This is a genomic window from Bartonella sp. OC16QHHD, assembly GCF_042194035.1.
Classification (GTDB): domain Bacteria; phylum Pseudomonadota; class Alphaproteobacteria; order Rhizobiales; family Rhizobiaceae; genus Bartonella.
Genome location: NZ_JBHIMJ010000001.1, coordinates 44904 through 63893, shown reverse-complemented (window position 1 = coordinate 63893; position 18990 = coordinate 44904). Strand labels below are relative to the sequence as shown.

The following is an 18990-nucleotide window of genomic DNA, read 5'->3' as shown; positions in this document are numbered from 1 at the left end:
GGATAGAAAATCTCTAAAGAAATTCTTTACAGAAAAATGAAAAAAATCGTCATTTTTTTTATGTTTGGCTCTTTCTTTTTAGCCACAACAATATCAGAGGCAGCAGATGCTTTTGTTACGAGAAATCTTAATTTTAGAACAGGTCCCAGCACTCAGTATGCACTTTGCGGCTTAATCTCTGCTGGAGAATTAGTTTTTGTTAAAAACTGTGAAGGAAATTGGTGCCATATCCGATATAACACTCAAATAGGTTGGGTGTCATCTCGTTATCTTTCATTTAAAGATGGAAATGATCTTTATCACACATATACAATGTCTTTAATGCCCAAACGTACCGATTATTCTCCATAACAGCCATAATAACTTATGCCCTCTTGAATATCATCATGGTAAAAATGCAATAGTGTTCACGAACAACCACAAATATGCTCCCTCCAAAGAAATACTTCGAAGAATTTGTCTCATAGAAAAAACTTGATTAATATCCTAATGAAGGCTTCAATAAACCAAAACAAATCTGTTCAATAACGTTTTGCTGTTGTCGTAATGAAATTGTAAAAATTAGTATTTTCTTTAAAATCACCAGCACTTTTCTATCAAAGGATACAACAATGAAAAATGGTGTTACTGCAACAGTAGAAGCTCTTTCTGCTCTTATTGCTTCAGGTAATCCTCTTTTTAAGAATGGTGCATTATGGACACCTCACCGCCCTATTCGTCCCGAAAAATCTGAAGGTGGTATTCCATTTCAACTCGAAACATCTTTTAAACCAGCGGGGGATCAACCTCAAGCCATTAAAACTCTGGTTGAGGGAATTCAAAAAAATGAACGTACACAAGTGCTTTTGGGTGTTACCGGCTCAGGAAAAACCTATACAATGGCCAATATCATTGAAAAAACACAGCGTCCAGCTTTAATATTAGCTCCCAATAAAACTCTAGCAGCGCAGCTTTATGGGGAGTTTAAAAGTTTTTTTCCCCATAATGCCGTCGAATATTTTGTTTCCTATTATGACTATTATCAGCCAGAAGCCTACGTTGCACGCTCTGATACCTATATTGAAAAAGAATCCTCAATTAATGAACAAATCGACCGTATGCGCCATGCTGCAACACGTGCTGTCTTAGAGCGTGATGACGTCATTATTGTCGCATCTGTATCCTGTATCTACGGGATTGGTTCAGTAGAAACTTATACTGCTATGACCTTCCAAATAGCAAAAGGGGACAAACTCAATCAACGAAAACTCTTGGCTGATTTAGTCTCTCAACAGTATTATCGACAAGATATCAATTTCATTCGTGGTTCCTTTCGTGTTCGAGGGGATACAATCGAAATTTTCCCTGCCCACCTCGAAGATCGTGCTTGGCGTATTTCGCTCTTTGGCGATGAAGTGGAAACAATTACGGAATTTGATCCTCTAACGGGTCAAAAAACAGGTGATCTTCAATCGATTAAAATTTATGCCAACTCACACTACGTAACACCACGCCCAACACTTAACCAAGCGATGAAATCGATCAAAATGGAACTCGTTCAACGCCTCGATGAATTAAATGCGGCTGGACGTCTTTTAGAAGCACAACGTTTAGAACAACGTACAATTTTTGATTTAGAAATGTTGGAAACTACCGGCTCATGCTCTGGAATCGAGAATTATTCACGCTATTTAACGGGACGAAAACCCGGAGAACCACCACCAACCTTGTTCGAATACATTCCAAATAATGCTCTTGTTTTTATCGATGAAAGCCACGTAACCATTCCCCAAATTGGTGGCATGTACCGAGGTGACTTTCGTAGAAAAGCAACCTTAGCAGAATATGGTTTTCGCCTCCCTTCTTGTATGGATAACCGTCCTTTGCGCTTTGAAGAATGGGATGCTATGCGCCCACAAACGATTGCTGTCTCCGCAACACCTGGACGGTGGGAAATAGAACAATCTCACGGCACTTTTGCAGAACAAGTTATTCGCCCCACAGGGCTTGTTGACCCACCAACAGAGGTTCGTCCAGCCAAAAATCAAGTCGATGATGTTGTGAATGAAATTCGTAAAACAATTCAAAAAGGCTACCGTACATTGGTGACAGTTCTCACAAAGCGTATGGCCGAAGACTTAACTGAATATCTCCACGAACAAGACATTCGTGTACGCTATATGCATTCTGACATTGATACATTAGAGCGCATTGAAATTCTACACGATCTTCGGCTTGGCACCTTTGATGTCCTCATCGGTATTAACTTGCTCCGAGAAGGCTTAGATATTCCAGAATGTGGTTTTGTTGCCATTCTAGATGCCGATAAAGAGGGCTTTTTGCGCTCTGAAACTTCCCTCATACAAACAATCGGACGTGCTGCACGTAACGTAGATGGCCGTGTTGTCCTCTATGCAGATACGATCACTGGTTCCATAGAACGAGCCTTACTGGAAACACAAAGACGTCGACAAAAACAAATAGCCTATAATGAAGAACACCATATCACACCGAAAAGTATCAAAAAAAATATCGGAGATATTCTTAATTCAGGCTATGAAAACAACCATATTCATACAAATATCCCTGATGTCATCGAGAAAAAAAATATGGTTGGCAACAATTTAGCATCTCATATTAAACACCTCGAAAAATTAATGCATGAAGCAGCTGCTGATCTTAATTTTGAAGAAGCAGCACGCCTTCGCGATGAAATCAAACAATTACAAAAGATAGAACTAGAACTCGCGGAAAATCCCTTAACACATCATAGCGAACAATCCACCCATGAGCGCGTATTACAACCAAGTCTTTTCTCCAAACCAGACCTTGCACACATGGGACCAACCATGGACACTGGTATTTTGGAAAATCAAAAAGGAAAATCTCGTAAAAACACCCCTAATCAAGCAACAATAAAACGAAAAAAACGCAATCAATGAAGGAGCAAAAAATTTCAAACCGCATAAAATAATCTTCAGCTCTTCTAAAAAAAGACGAAAGCTCAAAAGCAAACAGCGTTATCCGAAAAATAGACAACCTCCAACATCAAGGGTGCTCCAATTTGTCTAAGACAACATGAGAAAGAACATTTTACAAAAAAATCCTAAAATATATTATCTTATACAGTTATACTCTGATATCTAACTCAATATTATTTGTCCTTACAAGAAAATATTCAAATAAGACACTGTTCTATAATACAAATAAAGTAAAACAAGACTTTATCATAGCACCATAAGCCTATGATAAAAAATGATAACTTTTATTCATACATCTATTGTTCAATTCATATTGTACCAAACAATAAAAAATTACCCATAAATAAAGAGTTTATATCCCATAGTAAAAATCGGGTACTATCAATACAAACTTATTATTTAACCTCAAGCAGAGTACATTAATTGAAATCAAAATTCTGTTATGATTTCATTTTACTGTCTCCGCGACAGATTTAACTAAATAAATTTTTATTTTTTTTTGTCACAATAAAGTCCAAAATTGTTCAGGCTCTATTCAGTTTGAAACGTGTAGGATGTGAAAAATACGAATTTACACAAGGAGCATCATTATGAAAAAAGTGATCAGGTTAGCGGTATTATCAGCAATGTCAACTGTGACCGTTTTGATGCCGCTAAATGCAACGCTTGCGGATATGGCATGGAATCGTAGTGACTCTATCTCGAGAGAAATAGATGATATGATGAGGAAGATGCGTAAAGAAACAGATGATGCGATAAGGGAAATGAGGAAGAAAGCTGATATTCTGCCTTGCGGTTTTTCTCGCTCCCATTGTTCTGATAAAAAACGTAGCTTTTTATCTGATGATTTCCAAAAGTTTGTTGATGATTTCCACAAGAGTTCTGATGACGACAAGAGAAGATTTAAAGCCAAACATGAAAGGTCTGTAGCCAAACATAGTAAGACGGAACAACAACAACATCATCATCATCACCACCACCATTATCATCATGTTGAAAACAAAACATATCATTACGTCGAGCGCAAAAAGACAAAACACAGTAATATTCATATAGACAACTCAGGAGATGCTTTAGCGGTGGGTATTCTTGGTCTTGCAACAGGTACGATTCTTGGTACAATTTTAAAAAAACCAGAACAGCCACAAGTGGTTTATCAAATAGTACCACAAAATCAGGTAATTTATCAAAAAGTTCCGCAAAATCAAAGAGTTTATCAAGTGCAGCAAACGGTGGCATATGAGCCACTCCAGCAATCATTAGAATCTGATTGGCTTAACTATTGCAAGAAAAAATACCGTTCCTTTAACCCTAAAACAGGGACCTTTCGAGACCGTAATGGTTTGGAACACATTTGTTATGCCCCAATAAATTAACTTCTGTTCCGTCCTACTAAAAAGTCTTAAATGGCAAAAAAAACGCTTCAAAGCGTTTTTTTTGTTTGCTCATATATTAAAATCTTGAAGAAAAGGATTATTTTGGCGCCCATAGCCTATACTACTTTTGGGATCATGCCCACAGATAAAGCAAACATCATCGCCTAAAGGTAAAACTTTTTCTCGAAGGGATTGCATCTATTTTTCATAAGAACAGAAGGGGAAGTCCGTACGTCCAATAGAACCACGAAAGAGAACATCACCCAAGAGGGCTAAGCGCTCTTTTTCATTGAAATAAATAACATGACCAGGGGAATGCCCCAGTGTATGTAAAACCCTAAACTCATGTCCAGCAAAATACACACACTCACCATCTTCTAACTATATCGAACAACGCCCCATGATGCTTTCGGGTATAAGCCATGATTTAAGAACCATTCTCACCCGTTTTAAACTTCAGCAAGCGTTAGCAAATACTGACTTTGATATCAAGCCGCTTGAACAAGATGTGAGCGACATGCAAAATATGTTAGAAGATTACCTTGCTTTTGCCCGTAGTGAAGAAAGTGAGTATGTTAAAACTTTTGATTTAAATGCTCTTATGCAAAAACTCTCTACCGATGCGCATCTTCACAAACGTCAATTTTCCTACACTATTGAAGGTCCTACACAAATACAAGCACGCCCACGTGCCTTCACGCGTCTCATCAGCAATCTTGTATCAAATACATTTTGTCATGCCAATACTGTCAAACTAACAGCCATATCCCAACAAAAATGTTTCCCATATATCAAAAAAAGTTCCCGCAATATATTATATTTATACAGTTATAATATGATATCGAACTCAATATTTAGCCTCACAAGAGAGTAGTCAAACAGGACTGTATTCAATCACACAAATAAGGTTCTATCTTAGCACCATAAGCCTATAATAAAAAACGATAACTTTTGTTCATACACCTATTGTTCAATTCATATTGTATCAAGCAATAAAAAAGTACTCATCAATAAATAATTTATAACCAATAGTAAAAAATCTGGTGCTCTAAATACAAGCTGCTTAATTAACCTTAAGAAGAGTACATTAATTGAAATCAAAATTCTGTCATGATTTTATTTTACTGTATTGATAATAGTTTTAACTAAATGAATTTTTATTTTTTTGTCACAATAAAGTCCAAAATTGTTCAGGCTCTATTCAGTTTGACACGTGTAGGATGTGAAAAATACGAATTTACACAAGGAGCATCATTATGAAAAAAGTGATCAGATTAGCGGTATTATCAGCAATGTCTACTGTAACCGTTTTGATGCCATTAGATCCAACGCTTGCGGATATGGCATGGTATCATAACTATGACATGAGAAGGGAGGCTGGTTTACCGTCTCACAATTTTAGCTCCCATTTTTCTCATAGTGAACATCACTCTTTTGATAATCCCCACAAGCGTCATTATGTTAGCCATAAATGGGGAGCACAACAACACCATCATGTTGAACACAAGACATATCATTATGTCGAGCGCAAAAAGACAAAACACAGTAGTATTAATATAAATAACTCAGGAGAAGCTTTAGCAATGGGCATTCTTGCTCTTGCAGCAGGTGCACTTCTTGGCAAAATTTTTAAAAAATCAGAACAGCCACAAGTTGTTTATCAAACCGCACCACAGCATCAAATTGTATATCAACAGGTTCCACAAGAACAGATAATTTATGAAGCTCCGCAAACGGTGGAATATGAGCCAGTACAACAATCATTAGAATCTGATTGGCTTCAATATTGCAAGAAAAAATACCGTTCCTTTAACCCTAAAACAGGGACCTTTCGAGACCGTAATGGTTTGGAACACATTTGTTATGCCCCAATAAATTAACTTCTGTTCCGTCCTACTAAAAAAGTTTTAAATGGCAAAAAAACGCTTCAAAGCGTTTTTTATTTGCTCATATTTTAAAATCTTGAAGAAAAGGATTATTTTGTCGCTCATAGCCTATGCTACTTTTGGGACCATGCCCACAGATAAAACAAACATCATCGCCTAAAGGTAAAACTTTTTCTCGAAGGGATTGCATCAATTTTTCATGGGAACAGAAGGGGAAGTCCGTACGTCCAATAGAACCACGAAAGAGAACATCACCCAAGAGGGCTAAGCGCTCTTTTTCATTGAAATAAATAACATGACCAGGGGAATGTCCTGGGGTGTGAAAAACCTTAAACACATGTCCAGCAAAATGAACGCACTCACCATCTTCTAACCATTGGTCAGGAATACAGATGCAAGCATCAGTGATACCATAATTTTTTGCGCTTTCGCTCACGGCATCCATCACAGGCTTATCATCGCGATGTGAACCAATAATTTTTACATTAAGCGCTTCTTTCACTTGCATTGCTGCTCCTACATGATCAAAATGACCATGTGTTATCCAAATAGCCTCAACGATAACACCATTCTTTTCGATTACGTCTTGAATCCGCGGCCAATCACCACCAGGATCAACGAGAACCCCCGTTTTACATTCACTATCAAAAAGCAAAGTACAATTTTGTTGGAATGTTGTAACTGGAATAATATGTATATTAAGACTACCCATAATATCCTTTTCAAAAATAACTTTTTTAAATTTATAAATAAAACTTTCTCTCTTTTAAGGTAAAGGTGCTGCTCGACAGCTTTATACAACTTATGTAAACTTGCATTTTGTGTAAACTAAATTTTTATCAAGGTTTTTTTTAAGAATGAGCAATCACGTTCAAGTTTTGTGTGACGATGCCCCTCACCTTCTTGTGATTGATGACGATACACGTATTCGCAATCTTTTATTTCAGTTTCTCATTAAAAATGGATTTCGTGTTTCAGTTTCAGCCAATGCGAATGAAGCAAGACGACTGTTGGCAAGTTTAGATTTTGATCTTCTTATTGTTGATGTCATGATGCCTGGCGAAAACGGTATTGATCTCACTCATTCACTCCGCCAAACAAAAGATGTCCCTATCTTCATGTTAACAGCTTTATCAGAAATAGACAATCGTATCCGTGGATTAGAAGCAGGGGCAGATGATTATCTGGCTAAGCCGTTTGACCCTCGTGAACTTCTCCTTCGCATCAACGCCATTTTACGACGTGCTTTTCCCCCTCACCAACCCAAAATTGAGCAAATAGTTTTTGGTCCTTATATATTTTCAATTTCACGACGCGAACTCAAAAAAGGAGGAGAAATTATTAAATTAACAGATAAAGAACAAGAAATGATGGTCATGTTTGCCGAAAATGCAGGCGATACAATTCCGCGCCATAAATTCGCGACCGATGACAGCAATATAAGTGAACGTGCCATTGATGTGCAGATCAACCGCCTTCGTCGTAAAATCGAAAAAAACCCAGCACTGCCTATATGGCTCCAAACCGTGCGAGGAATAGGGTATAAACTCTCTATTGAATAGGCACAAGAATGATCAAACCTTTAAGATTTTTTCTTCGATGGTTAACGAAAAAAATGCCTAAACGGCTTTATGCTCGCTCTTTGATCATTATCATCGCTCCCATGGTGCTTCTGCAAACGGTCATTGCTTATGTCTTTATGGAACGCCATTGGCAAATGGTAACCGAGCGTCTTTCAACGGCTGTCGTGCATGATATTTCAGCCATTATTGATATTCTTGAAACATATCCCCAACAAGATAACTATGAAGATATCAAGCGTATTGCACAACAACGTATGGGATTAAATATTTCTATTCTATCTCCTACCTCCTTACCCCCTCCAGGACCTAAGCCATTTTTTGCAATTCTTGACTATTTTTTAAGTGAAGAAATCACCCGCCAAATTAACCGTCCCTTCTGGATTGATACCGTAGGAGATTCTGATCTTGTTGAAATCCGTATCCACCTTGGTCACAACATCTTACGCGTCTTTGCTCCACGCAGCCAAGCCTATGCTTCCAATACTGCTATTTTTTTAAGCTGGATGGTAGGAACAGCTCTTGTTTTATTGCTGATAGCAATTTACTTTTTACGCAATCAAATCAAACCGATTCAACAATTGGCTGAAGCAGCAGAAAGCTTTGGACGCGGTCGTCCTTTACCAAAAGGATTTCAACCACAAGGAGCTGATGAAGTCCGTCGTGCAGGCATCGCTTTTTTACGTATGCGAGAACGTATTGAACGCCAAATCGAACAACGCACCATGATGCTCTCAGGAGTAAGTCATGATTTAAGAACCATTCTTACACGTTTTAAACTTCAGCTAGCATTAGCAAATACTGGCTTTGATATTAAACCGCTTGAGCAAGATGTAAGTGACATGCAAAATATGTTAGAAGATTATCTTGCTTTTGCTCGTGGTGAAGGAAGTGAAAGTGTCAAGACTTTTGATTTAAATGCTCTTATGAAAAAATTCTCCGCCGATGCTCATCTTCACAAACGTCAATTTTCTTACACTATTGAAGGTCCTACAGAAATACAAGTACGTCCCCGTGCTTTTACACGCTTGGTCAGCAATCTTGTATCAAATGCATTTTGTTACGGCACGACCGTTAAACTAACCGCTAACTCTCAACAAGAATCTTTTATATTGATAATCGATGATAATGGACCTGGAATTCATAAAAATATGCGCACAGAAGTTTTTAAGCCATTCTTTCGACTTGATAAAGCGCGAAATCAAGATGCAAGTGGAACAGGGCTTGGTCTTTCTATTGCTCAAGACATAGCACGCAGCCATGGTGGCAATATACAATTAGATGAGAGCCCATTCGGGGGATTGCGCGCTATTCTTGATATCCCCCTATGAGCAATATTTCAGCAAACCGTCTGTAAAAATAACAAACTGTATATTTTAGGCATTCCCTACAGTTTCAAACAAAGTGTACTGCAGTGCCTTGTAAGCACTTTCTCCCGACAAAGCAACCATCTGAAATGCAACATAATGGCTTTCACAGGCTTTAAGTGCATGTATCAATAATGTTTCAACCTGTATATGAGATGGATGCATCCCACCAGCCAAAAGAAGACCTTGTCGATAAATAACTGAATTATTCCTTTGCCAGTAATCAAAATGTCCCAACAACAACTTTTCATTAATTGCTAGCAATAAGCGCTGTATTTCAGCTGTTCGAGCATTTTTAATAGAAAGATCAAACGAACAAGCTAAATGAAGTGCTTCATGCTCTTCCATCCATGAAAAAGCAAGACGATAGTTTGCGCGTTTTCCTTCCACACAAACGCTAATTTCATCTTCTGCATCCCGCTCAAACGACCAATCATATTCACAGGCAATCTGTTCGATAAAGTCAACAGGGTGCTCTTTTCTTTCTGTGGCGCAAAATGCAAGCCTCATCACAATCCTCAATCATCTTAAAACATTGTCAACAGAATATAAACCGTCTAAACTGTAACAATATTTTGCTACAATCAGAACCTTTACACCAAACAAATACACATAAAAACATCGACAGTACACAAACACCCAGAACACAATCGCGCTGTTTAGGGCAACCTGATAGTCATAAAACGAATCATCAAGTCTTTTCAGTGTATTGATACAATTTCATAGCGCCAGCCCCCCTGATTCAAAAAAATGTATTTTACCCCCAAAAAAATTAAAAATAAACAAATGCTCCGCTCTAACAGACTCAAGATTAAGCATTTTTTAGTTTCACGCATCATATTGAAAAATTGGGGATATTTTTTTGAAGATTCTTTTTTTTAAACTATTTTACTTTTTTGTGTCTGCGTTTTTTTAATCATCTTTTTTTAAATCATCAAGGCGTCTTTTCAAATCAGCGTTATCAGCATGGATTTTCAGCACCATCTCCTTAAAAGTCTCAAACTCTTCGCGAGAAACAAGATCAAGTTTGTTTGCTATCTTTTCAGCCTGCACACGAAAAGCTGTTCCAGCTTCACGTCGTATGCCTTGCGCAACGTCAGCAGCATCCGTTGCTAATTTTGCTAATTCATCAAGAATACGATTTGATCCATTACGCATAACCTTTTTCCTTAAATTTTAATTATTGACGCGCACATTATAGCGTATTCTCATAACATTTAGATACTGTAATTTGTTCCTTTTACTCTATATTTTACATACTGTGCAGATTTTTCATAATGATTTTGTTTAAGATTTTTTAATATTCCTTTTATCACCATATTTTTTACCGCGATAAATCAGTGGAAATCTACCCCCCTTTCTGACTAGCCTCCCTACTGACTTGACCATTGTGTATTCATCTGTCATTTCTGACTATCAGAGTCACTTCATATTCATCTCGTATAATGTAAGATGCTTAACTCATGAACAATTTGTCTTGCCCAGCCATTGCTTTTCCGTCTTTTCTTGATCCTGTTATTATCCAGCTAGGTCCCATAACACTTCATTGGTATGGACTTGGTTACGTTCTGGGTATTCTTTTTGCTTGGTGGTATGCGCAAAAATTATTAAAAGAAACATCTCTATGGTATAGAAACTATCCTCCTATGGATAAAGAAAAGATCGGAGATTTTGTTGTCTGGTCTGCCATAAGTGTTGTTGTCGGAGGGCGTTTAGGACAAGTTCTGGTATGGGATCCCATTTACTATTTTAATCATCCAAGTGCTATTATTGCCGTATGGGATGGGGGAATGTCCTTTCATGGCGGACTTATTGGTATTATCATTGCTATGATCTGGTTTGCCCGTAAAAATCATATTAACATACGAGCCATGTTTGATATCATTGCTGCAGGTGCTCCTATTGGTATCGGCATTGTACGAATCTGCAACTTCATTAACCAAGAATTATGGGGTAATATTACTACACGTCCTTGGGCTGTTTGTTTTCCTCTCGATCCTTACTATTTACCGCGCCATCCAAGCCAGCTTTACGAAGCATTTATGGAAGGATTTCTTCTCTTCATCATCCTGTGTCTTCTTATTTTTGGGTTCAAAGCATTAAAACGTCCCGGTACTGTATCAGGAACATTTATTATAGGCTACGCAGTAACACGCAGTATTTCTGAAATTTACCGTGCGCCTCAAGAAGATCCAGAATGGTTTTCGACTCTTTTCCATTCTACTGGTTTTACCTATGGCATGGCTTTATCTCTTCCCATGCTTCTTGTAGGGTTTTATCTTCTTCTCCACGCCTTTAAATATAAACCGACAGAAAATGGCCAATCTCAAAGAAAAAATTAAAGAAATTATTGTCCTTAATGGACCAATCACTGTTAGCCAATATATGACGTTGGCACTTACAGATCCTCAATTTGGTTATTATCAAACACAAACACCTTTCGGACGTGCTGGTGATTTCATTACAGCACCTGAAATAAGCCAATTATTTGGAGAAATGATTGGCATTTGGACTCTTGCAAGCTGGAAAGCTCAAGGTTATCCTCATCCTTTTATCCTCGCTGAGATAGGTCCAGGACGTGGAACTTTGATGGATGACATTTTGCGAACTATCCAAAAGCTTTCTACAAGAGCATTTAATGCTGCTGAAATTTTTCTGATCGAAATAAGCAAAAAACTTGCAAAAGAACAAAAAAAGCGCCTTTGCTCTTATCAAAAACAAATCCATAGCATTGAAAATTTTAATCAAATTCCTTCAAAACCTCTCTTCCTCATTGCTAATGAATTTCTCGATACACTCCCTATCAACCAATATATTAAAATCAATGGAGAATGGAAAGAGCGCCGCATTACAGTCAATCAAAATGGAGATTTCATCTTTATTGCTGCCCCGCATAAACTTCCCTCTTCTTGTCTACAAACCTATTGTTCTAAAGTGCCTGACGGAACAATTTTTGAACATGCCCCCTTACGGCATCAATTCATGCAACAAATCAGCCACCATTTAGTGCAAGTGACGGGTTCTGCTTTACTTATCGACTATGGTGCTTGTGAGCTTGCCTTTGGCGATACCTTGCAAGCACTCTCAAAACATAGATTTCGTGATGTTTTTGATGCCCCTGGTGAACATGATTTAACATCCCATGTTGATTTTTCTTTTTTAAAAAACATAGCTCTTGAACAGGGCTGTTTTGCTGAAATCTTAGAGCAAGGAGAATTTCTTTTTAAAATGGGGCTACTGGAGCGCGCAAACCAGCTTGGAGTTGGCAAAAGTGCTCCTTTGCAAGACAAAATCCGCCAAGACATCGAACGGCTCGCTGGTCCAGATCAGATGGGAAAATTATTTAAAGTTTTACATTTCAGTGATAAAAATATCTCCATACCTCCCCAATTTTAGTGATCGGCGCTTTTGTCAATAAACACATCATTATCTGAAATATTCATTGACAAATATGAACATCTCCATCCTCACTTTAAATAATCTCCATAAGGAACTTTTATGAAATCTATCCCTCATCCCATTCTTGCAAAAAATCTTTCTACTTTACACACCCATGGAATAAAACATGGATTTTTTACACGTCAAGGTGGTGTTTCAAAAAATCTTTATCATAGTCTTAATGTTGGGAAAGGTTCAAATGATCAACTTGAATATATTGTACAGAATCGTCTTTTGATTGCCAATTATTTTTCTATTGAAGCGCAAAATTTAGTCACAGTTAATCAAATACATTCCTGTAACGTTGTCGTAGCTCATCAAGCAACTATCGGTGCACCTCCTCAAGCTGATGCTCTGGTTACAACCACCCCAGAACTCGTTATTGGGGTTCTTACAGCAGATTGCGGACCCATTCTGTTTGCTGATCCACAAGCTAGAGTCATCGCTGCAACTCATGCTGGCTGGCGTGGAAGCTTAAATGGAATTATCGAGAAAACAATTGCTGTTATGGAAAAACAAGGAGCCAAAAGACAATCAATAACAGCAGTCCTGGGACCTTGTATTGGCCCTTATCACTATGAAGTAACAAATGAATTTTACGACCAATTTATTGATTACCACAGCAAATACCAAAAATATTTTTTAAAAACAGACAAAATAAATCGCTTTTATTTTAATCTATGGGCATTTATTATAAATCAACTCAAAGAAGCAGGTGTTAATGCTTCTTGTGTAGAGCTTTGTACCTATCAAGATGAACAGCGTTTTTTCTCCTATCGCCGTGCAATACACCGCAACGAACCCGATTACGGACGGCAAATTTCTGCTATTATGCTGAAAAACAAAAGATGAGCCCCTTTTATGCTTGAGAACAATACCAAAACTGCAAAACTAAACTTTTTACCCAAATGAAAAAATAAATCCCATTGTACTTTGCTTTTTTCACGAAATTATCTACCAGCCCATAAAATATGATAGCCTTCGCTATGATCATTTTCAATGCTTGGTTATAATGATTGAAGGCAAGATGATACTTCTTTTTATTACTCCCCTTCATTCATCTTAAATATGAAACATTCCCCATATTGAAAGTATTTTTATAAAGTAATAACTAAAAAGCTTAATCAATATGTATTTCTTTGCCGCATGGAGAAAAAACTTTGCTCTAAAAGTAACAAACTTTTGGAAAAAGAGAAAACATACTGCATAGCTCTTTAATAATAATCAATAAAATTGTAAGGCTTTTGTAATTGTTCTCTTGCAATTTAATAAAAAGAAATTAAAAACCGTGTCGCATTCCCACCATGATGATTCAGAGGTTCTACTATGAAACTTTTCTGCGGAAATTCTAATCCACGCCTAGCTGAAGATGTTGCAAATTATTTGAACATCCCCTTAGGCAAAGCAACTGTAAAGCGCTTTGCTGATCAAGAAATTTTCGTAGAACTGCATGAAAATGTACGTGGACAAGATGTTTTTGTTTTGCAATCTACATCCTATCCCGCAAATGATCATTTGATGGAATTACTCATCATGATTGATGCCCTTCGTCGTTCTTCTGCGCGTCGTATTACAGCTGTTATCCCCTATTTTGGCTATGCCCGCCAAGATAGAAAACCAGGACCACGGACTCCTATTTCTGCAAAACTTGTTGCCAACCTAATTACGGAAGCAGGGGCCCATCGTGTTTTAACATTGGACCTTCATGCAGGACAAATTCAAGGTTTTTTTGATATCCCTACGGATAATCTCTATGCTGTTCCTGTCATTTCTCGCGATGTCAAAGTGCATTATTCTCTTGAAAATGTTATCGTTGTTTCACCTGATGTGGGTGGTGTGGTGCGTGCGCGCGCACTCGCCAAGCGCTTGAACAGTTTGCTCGCTATTGTGGATAAACGTCGCGAAAGCCCCGGTGAATCAGAAGTTATGAATATCATTGGAGATGTATCGGGAAAAGATTGCCTTTTGCTTGATGATATTGTTGATTCAGGTGGAACTTTATGCAATGCAGCAAGTGCTCTGCTTAAACATGGTGCCAATAGTGTCACGGCTTATATCACGCACGGTGTTCTTTCTGGTAATGCAATCGAGCGAATTGCCAATTCAGAGATGAAAGAATTGGTTATTACAGATTCAATTATGCCAACACAAGCTATTGAGAAAACCCATAATATTCGTGTTTTGCCCATTGCCGACCTTATGGGAGAAGCAATAGCAAGGACAGCAGCAGAACAATCGGTTTCCAGCTTATTTGGTTAAAGTGGTTCCTTGGGGTCTCCTGGTGCTGTTTCAACACCAAGATCAGGAAATGCAACAATACGTCGACCACTAAAATGCGTGTGAATAACAATAAGTCCACGCTCTTCAAAGTAGGTTAAAAGTCGGCGTACACGGCTTAAAGAATGAGTCCCATAAAGACGTGCTAAAAATGCATCAGATGGACATGATTTCCCCCCTAATGCGGCCTGTGCCACGTTCAAGAAGACTCCTTGAACATCTTCTTCCAAACTTTCTGATATCTGCAAAATATGTTTCCAATGTTCACTGACAGCCGTTTGTTCATCAACAAAAGCCTGAGCAATAGCCAATTTACGCCGAAATTGTGAAAGATTAAAAGGAACCTTTGACATCCCATGGATACGGCAACGAACTGAAAAATCTTGATAAAGCACCGCTGTTGAACGATAAAAAGCCTCAGAATCCTCAAGAATCTCCCGAATAATATGTTCTGCTTGGCCGTCACGCTCAACATCAGAAAGTTCAGGAAATAAACTCGGGTTTTCTTCCAACAACTCTTGTTTTTTATGCACTACCTCCTCTAACATCTCGTGCATTGACTTTTCCCTCATCGGCTCTCGTGTTTGTTTAAATGGCGTTAAAATTTCCTCTGGTGAAGCAGTAAAAACGAGCTCTTGTACATCATCCCGCTCTGTTGGAAGTGGCATTAATTTAGGACTAGAAGAGCGTGCCAAAGTTTCAACAGAACCGATAATGATTGGTAAGGGACGTCGTGATAAAGCAGGGCCTAAAGCTATAAAATTTCCCCGTTCAAGATCTCTAAACATTTCCGCTTGGCGACGCTCCATTCCCAAGAGATCAGCAGCGCGCACCATATCAATATCTAAAAAAGTCCGCCCTATTAAAAAGTTTGAAGCTTCCGCAGCAACATTTTTGGCAAGCTTAGCCAAACGTTGTGTCGCAATAACACCAGCAAGACCACGTTTACGTCCTCGACACATAAGATTGGTCATAGCGCTCAAAGAAATTTTACGCGCTTCATCAGAAACTTCTCCTGCTGCAGTTGGAGCAAACAATTGTGCTTCATCGACAACGACAAGCATAGGATACCAATAATCACGTTCCACATCAAACAGTGCCCCAAGGAAAGCCCCTACAGCACGCATCTGTTGTTCAGTATCCAAGCCTTCAAGATTAAATACCACTGAAACTCGATGTTGTCGAATGCGATGGGCAATACGAGTCAACTCTAATTCACTACGTTGAGCCTCTACAATAACATGACCAAATTTATCTGCCAAAGTTACAAAATCGCCTTCTGGATCAATTACACAATGCTGCACCCACTTAGCACTTTGCTCCAAAAGACGGCGTAAAAGATGTGATTTTCCTGAACCGGAATTACCTTGTACAAGAAGACGTGTCGCCAATAATTCTTCCAAGTCAAGAAGTGCTGGCATCGATTTATGCAAAGCACGACTCTCTGACATCTCACCCAAGGCAATCTCAACCTTCATAACATCTCCAGTGTTTGATTTTGAACATATCAGCGCCAGCACATATTGGTTGATTCTCCATCCACACCGTAATTTGTAACATTTCCTCCTTTTTAACGGTAGAAATCATCGATTTTTCCCACAACTCTTGCATCTATGAATAGTTTGAACTATAGAACAAACTTCTGCGTAGACACCCTTGGAGGCAACGCAGAATGGAGTGATCGCTGTTGGTTAGCGCATATCTTCATATCCATGCAAAAACTATTACTGTTTTTGAAGGATCTCCAATCATGTAAAAAGGACTTAAATTATGAGCAAAAGCTACACTCTTAAGGCCGAAAAACGCGAGCGGGTTGGTAAGGGGTCCTCCCGTGAACTTCGCCGCAACGGTCTTATTCCTGCTGTCATTTATGGTGAAAAACAACCACCCTTGGCAATAACAGTTCCCTATAAAGAAATTTTCTACAAAATTCATGGCGGTGGCTTTCGTACCACCATTGCAACGATTATTCTTGACAAGCAAAAAATTATGGTTTTGCCAAAAGATTATCAATTAGATCCCGTGCGTGACTTTCCCCTCCATGTAGACTTTTTGCGCATCTCAGCAAAATCCGTTGTAGAAGTGAATATTCCTGTCCACTTCCTCAATGAAGATACGGCACCTGGACTTAAAAAGGGTGGTGTCCTCAATATTGTTCGGCACGAAATTGAATGTACAGCTCCAGCAAGTGCTATTCCTGAAGCTATTGAAATTGATCTCTCCAGCTACTCTATTGGTGATTCTATTCACATTTCAGCAGTGCAACTGCCAAAAGATGTGACTCCCATCATCCAAGATCGAGACTTTACCATTGCAACCATTGCAGCTCCTGCTGGCATGGATGTCAGCGATGAAACTTCTGAACAAAAAAATGATGAAGAAGACACGGAAACTTTATAAAACTCAAAAGGCGGGAATTTTTTCCGCCTTAATTTATGAGACATTACCCTTACTCATACTTTGACTGAAGATACACATGTGGCTTATTGCTGGTCTTGGCAATCCTGGTTTACAATATCAAAATAACCGCCATAATATCGGTTTTATGGCTGTTGATGCCATTTATCAGTCCTTCTCTTTTTCTCCATGGTCAAAGAAGTTTCAAGCAGAAATCTCCAATGGTTTCATAAATAATGAGAAAATTTTTCTTATAAAACCACAAACTTTCATGAATCTTTCTGGTCAAGCTATCGGTGAAGCTTTGCGATTTTATAAATTAGATTTAAAGAATTTGATCATCATTTATGATGAGCTAGACCTGTCACCGGGGAAAGTTCGTATAAAAATTGGTGGAGGAAATAATGGGCATAATGGCATTAAGTCTATTGATGCCCATTGTGGTACTGACTATTGTCGTATACGCATAGGAATTGGTCATCCTGGAAGCAAAGAACTTGTTCATCAGCATGTCCTGGGAAATTTTACCAAATCTGATCAAGAATGGTTATCCCCTCTCTTAGAGACAATCGCAAAAAATATCGCTCTCCTTATAAAAGATGATAAATCCCTCTTTATGAATGAAGTTTCACAAACGATAAAAAACAATCAGAACCATTGGCTTGCGTGTCCCAGTCGCGTGAAGAATATGAATAAGAACTCTTAAAAAAATCCTCTTATAAACTTAAGGCAAAATCTGTTGGCAACGTGAGAAGCTAGAAAATAGAACAGAATACAAGCTTGTATACACCTTTGAAAAAGAAAGGCTTATATTCTCTTTTATTCTCTTTTGAGAGAAAGAGAAGATTGAACAGCAAACCAAAATACTCAAACGGCTCTCTCCAATCTTCTCCCCTAAATTAAAAAAAATCATTTGGCTGAATGGTCGACTGTAGCGGATCGTAACCATTTGATTGTTGATTATAAACTGTAGGAATACTCCTATTGTTTTGCAATACCACAACACGCGAACCAACGGGAACACGATCATAAAGATCGATAATATCTTGATTAAGCAAACGGATACACCCACTTGAAATAGCACGCCCAATTGACCACGATTCGTGTGAGCCATGAATACGGAAAAGTGTATCTTTCCCATTTTTGAACAAATAAAGTGCCCGCGCACCTAATGGATTATCGGGCCCTGGTGGCATTCCTTTCCCAAGATGACCATAACGTTCTGGTTCTCGAGCCATCATAGCTGCAGTAGGAGCCCAATTTGGCCACCGACGCTTGCGCTGTATAACCCCCTCACCTTCAAATGCTAGGCCTTCTTTACCGACACCAATCCCATAACGCAAAGCTTTTCCATTTTCACCAATAAGGTAAAGAAAACACTCTTGCGTATCGATAACCAATGTTCCAGGCGCATAAGATGTATAATAAATCACCTCTTGTCGCCAATATTTTGGATCAATTGTCGCAAGATCAACAGCAGGTAACGAATAGGTCTCATTCGTTACAGGACCATACAAAGCCTGTATTTCTGGTGGAATGTATCGAACTTGTTGAAAAGGTACCGATGACATATCTGACTGACGTGTAGCACATCCAGCCAAAGCCAAAAGTGCTGCAATTAAAAAGGCACAACGAGATAACACTCTTCTATTTTCTCCGATTAATTATTTATGCAGATTTGCATACCATGAAAAACTTAGCACAATATT

At 38.4% G+C, this 18990-nt stretch carries 17 protein-coding genes and 2 pseudogenes; 13 read left to right on the top strand and 6 right to left on the bottom strand.

Annotation, left to right across the window (positions count from 1 at the left end; genetic code table 11):
* Positions 1 to 36 precede the first annotated feature (36 nt).
* The 3 genes from ACFIK1_RS00295 (at position 37) to ACFIK1_RS00285 (ending at position 4336) form a co-directional block, all read left to right on the top strand.
* Positions 37 to 351 (top strand): SH3 domain-containing protein, encoded by a 315-nt coding sequence (locus tag ACFIK1_RS00295; protein WP_375612971.1) that lies wholly within the window; start codon positions 37 to 39, stop codon positions 349 to 351.
* 260 nt (positions 352 to 611) lie between these two features.
* Positions 612 to 2921 (top strand): excinuclease ABC subunit UvrB, encoded by a 2310-nt coding sequence (gene uvrB / locus ACFIK1_RS00290; RefSeq protein WP_375661802.1) that lies wholly within the window; start codon positions 612 to 614, stop codon positions 2919 to 2921.
* Between the two features lie 629 nt (positions 2922 to 3550).
* Positions 3551 to 4336: a BA14K family protein gene (locus ACFIK1_RS00285; protein ID WP_375640187.1), complete on the top strand. Its 786-nt coding sequence runs from the start codon at positions 3551 to 3553 to the stop codon at positions 4334 to 4336.
* A 69-nt stretch (positions 4337 to 4405) separates the two neighbouring features.
* Here the strand turns inward: ACFIK1_RS00285 and ACFIK1_RS00280 are convergent.
* Positions 4406 to 4717 (bottom strand): annotated as a pseudogene (locus tag ACFIK1_RS00280) (MBL fold metallo-hydrolase); the annotation flags it as partial.
* Positions 4718 to 4721: 4 nt separating this feature from the next.
* Between ACFIK1_RS00280 and ACFIK1_RS00275 the strand changes: the two are divergent.
* Positions 4722 to 5120: pseudogene (locus ACFIK1_RS00275) on the top strand (sensor histidine kinase); the annotation flags it as partial.
* Positions 5121 to 5592: 472 nt separating this feature from the next.
* Complete coding sequence (locus tag ACFIK1_RS00270; RefSeq protein ID WP_375634202.1) at positions 5593 to 6216, top strand: BA14K family protein; 624 nt, start codon at positions 5593 to 5595, stop codon at positions 6214 to 6216.
* A gap of 67 nt (positions 6217 to 6283) precedes the next feature.
* Here ACFIK1_RS00270 and ACFIK1_RS00265 read toward each other — a convergent pair whose 3' ends face one another.
* Entirely contained in the window at positions 6284 to 6934 is a 651-nt protein-coding gene (locus tag ACFIK1_RS00265; protein WP_375661801.1) for an MBL fold metallo-hydrolase, read from the bottom strand.
* 145 nt (positions 6935 to 7079) lie between these two features.
* On the opposite strand from ACFIK1_RS00265, the gene ACFIK1_RS00260 reads away from it, so the two are divergent.
* The gene (locus ACFIK1_RS00260) at positions 7080 to 7784 is read left to right on the top strand and encodes a response regulator (protein ID WP_375661800.1); all 705 of its coding nucleotides are present in this window, start codon (positions 7080 to 7082) and stop codon (positions 7782 to 7784) included.
* Between the two features lie 8 nt (positions 7785 to 7792).
* Complete coding sequence (locus tag ACFIK1_RS00255; protein ID WP_375661799.1) at positions 7793 to 9133, top strand: ATP-binding protein; 1341 nt, start codon at positions 7793 to 7795, stop codon at positions 9131 to 9133.
* Between the two features lie 45 nt (positions 9134 to 9178).
* Here the strand turns inward: ACFIK1_RS00255 and ACFIK1_RS00250 are convergent, their stop codons facing one another.
* Positions 9179 to 9679, bottom strand: a complete 501-nt coding sequence (locus tag ACFIK1_RS00250) for a YbjN domain-containing protein (protein ID WP_375642836.1) — start codon at positions 9677 to 9679, stop codon at positions 9179 to 9181.
* A gap of 402 nt (positions 9680 to 10081) precedes the next feature.
* Entirely contained in the window at positions 10082 to 10327 is a 246-nt protein-coding gene (locus ACFIK1_RS00245; RefSeq protein WP_273791228.1) for an accessory factor UbiK family protein, read from the bottom strand.
* A gap of 305 nt (positions 10328 to 10632) precedes the next feature.
* On the opposite strand from ACFIK1_RS00245, the gene lgt reads away from it, so the two are divergent.
* The 4 genes from lgt to ACFIK1_RS00225 all read left to right on the top strand — a co-directional run bounded on the left by lgt (position 10633) and on the right by ACFIK1_RS00225 (position 14866).
* Entirely contained in the window at positions 10633 to 11511 is an 879-nt protein-coding gene (gene lgt, locus ACFIK1_RS00240; protein ID WP_375634208.1) for a prolipoprotein diacylglyceryl transferase, read from the top strand.
* Positions 11486 to 12565, top strand: a complete 1080-nt coding sequence (locus ACFIK1_RS00235; RefSeq protein WP_375634210.1) for a class I SAM-dependent methyltransferase — start codon at positions 11486 to 11488, stop codon at positions 12563 to 12565. The genes lgt and ACFIK1_RS00235 overlap by 26 nt, the downstream gene beginning before the upstream one ends.
* A 102-nt stretch (positions 12566 to 12667) precedes the next feature.
* Positions 12668 to 13459 (top strand): peptidoglycan editing factor PgeF, encoded by a 792-nt coding sequence (gene pgeF, locus ACFIK1_RS00230; protein WP_375661798.1) that lies wholly within the window; start codon positions 12668 to 12670, stop codon positions 13457 to 13459.
* Between the two features lie 474 nt (positions 13460 to 13933).
* Positions 13934 to 14866: a ribose-phosphate pyrophosphokinase gene (locus ACFIK1_RS00225; RefSeq protein ID WP_375606345.1), complete on the top strand. Its 933-nt coding sequence runs from the start codon at positions 13934 to 13936 to the stop codon at positions 14864 to 14866.
* Here ACFIK1_RS00225 and ACFIK1_RS00220 read toward each other — a convergent pair.
* Positions 14863 to 16362 carry a helicase HerA domain-containing protein gene (locus ACFIK1_RS00220; RefSeq protein WP_375634214.1) on the bottom strand — a complete coding sequence of 500 codons (1500 nt, stop codon included), beginning with the start codon at positions 16360 to 16362 and terminating at the stop codon, positions 14863 to 14865. The genes ACFIK1_RS00225 and ACFIK1_RS00220 overlap by 4 nt on opposite strands.
* A 292-nt stretch (positions 16363 to 16654) precedes the next feature.
* Here ACFIK1_RS00220 and ACFIK1_RS00215 point away from each other — a divergent pair, with 292 nt between their 5' ends.
* Together ACFIK1_RS00215 and pth are read left to right on the top strand one after the other, a co-directional pair.
* The gene (locus ACFIK1_RS00215; protein WP_375661797.1) at positions 16655 to 17284 is read left to right on the top strand and encodes a 50S ribosomal protein L25/general stress protein Ctc; all 630 of its coding nucleotides are present in this window, start codon (positions 16655 to 16657) and stop codon (positions 17282 to 17284) included.
* 76 nt (positions 17285 to 17360) lie between these two features.
* On the top strand, positions 17361 to 17987 hold the full coding sequence (pth, locus tag ACFIK1_RS00210; RefSeq protein ID WP_375634216.1) for an aminoacyl-tRNA hydrolase: 627 nt from the start codon (positions 17361 to 17363) through the stop codon (positions 17985 to 17987).
* Between the two features lie 193 nt (positions 17988 to 18180).
* On the opposite strand, the gene ACFIK1_RS00205 is transcribed toward pth, so the two are convergent.
* A complete protein-coding gene (locus tag ACFIK1_RS00205) occupies positions 18181 to 18924 on the bottom strand; it encodes a L,D-transpeptidase (protein ID WP_375634218.1) in 744 nt (247 codons plus the stop codon).
* Positions 18925 to 18990: the final 66 nt, after the last annotated feature.